Origin of the sequence: Pseudomonas sp. 13B_2.1_Bac1 (assembly GCF_025466155.1) — a bacterium.
Lineage (GTDB): Bacteria > Pseudomonadota > Gammaproteobacteria > Pseudomonadales > Pseudomonadaceae > Aquipseudomonas > Aquipseudomonas aylmerensis.
On sequence record NZ_JANLOH010000066.1, the window covers coordinates 1 to 1,273 of the forward strand.

General features: G+C 47.5%; 2 protein-coding genes. Both read left to right on the top strand.

Annotated features, from left to right (window positions below; genetic code table 11):
* On the top strand, positions 1-520 hold a 520-nt coding region (locus tag NTD80_RS16305), incomplete at its 5' end, for an RHS repeat-associated core domain-containing protein (protein WP_315974936.1).
* A gap of 11 nt (positions 521-531) precedes the next feature.
* Positions 532-1,206, top strand: coding sequence for a hypothetical protein (locus tag NTD80_RS16310; protein WP_262134290.1), 675 nt, complete (start codon positions 532-534; stop codon positions 1,204-1,206).
* Positions 1,207-1,273: the final 67 nt, after the last annotated feature.

Below are 1,273 nucleotides of genomic sequence, written 5' to 3' on the forward strand. Positions count from 1 at the left end.
CCAGGGGCAGTATCTGGATCGAGAGATTGGGCTGCACTACAACACGTTTCGGTTTTATGATCCGGATGTGGGGCGGTTTACGACGCCGGATCCGATTGGGTTGGCGGGTGGATTCAATCTGTACCAGTACGCGCCAAACCCCATCGGCTGGATTGACCCTTGGGGCTGGGCCTGCTCCTCAGCACAACGACGGCAGAATAAAGCTAACGGTAAAGCCGCTGAAGATCTTGTCCATCAGAAGCTCTTAAATAATCCCAACGTGACCGTGCTTGGTAGACAGGTCTACGTGAAAACTCCGGGCGCCGGTCGAGGTCGCTACGTGGATATTTTGATAAAGAATAACAAAACAGGAAAAGTCGTCGCAGTTGAGGTCAAGTCGGGCGGAGCTATAAGGTCGAAAGCTCAGCTTGCAAAAGATAAAATTATCGCCGATGGAAAAGGCATCTTTGGAAGCTCCGGAAAAAGCACGAGAGGCGTTACTGTCAGCGAAGCTAGAGTTCCACTGTGGAGGTTGCCGTAATGATAAAAGCTGTGAACGACATATTGAAAGAGTTGACTTCAACCCTGGCAGGGCCGTTTGCAAAATATGGTTACACGCTGAAAAAAGGCCGCTTTTTTGAGATGGTTAGCGAAAGTGGCCGAACTCGTCGATACACGATTGATATATCCAAGAAAAAAGGATGGTTCTCTCTTCACCTGACTCTCCAGATTCTCGACCCTGTATTGATGACGCGTGTAAACACAGTCCTTGATGCTGCACTGCGAGATGAAAGACTTGAATACCCGGACAACTGGTCCGAATCCATCATTGAGAAGACGATTAAAACACGTACGTCTAACTGGGTTGTAGCCGAACTGACTGACTGGCGGGCGCTGAAAAACCCAGATGAGCCACTTGAGCATTTCAATCGACGATTTTCAATATGGTTATATTCATTCGATAACCTTGATGAGAAACTTGACTGGAAAGAGCAGTTACTGACCAGTATTGATTTAGCGCAGCGTTGGTTTGACGAAGTAGATTCGAACGAATGGATTTGTGCCAACACTGATTACCCCTCCTTCGTTTTGCTGAGCGCCGAAGGGCTAGCTCAAAAACTTGAAGACAGGTATAACGCAACGCTGAAAAGTTCTGAAGACCCACTCGAAGTGAAGCTTTTTTATCTGCACCTATCTGAGCAACCTATTAAAGACCATCAATTTTGAATTCAGAAAGTTAGCAACCAAGTAATGACCGCTGTAGATAGACGGCGCCGCGCCGCTGTAAACGATC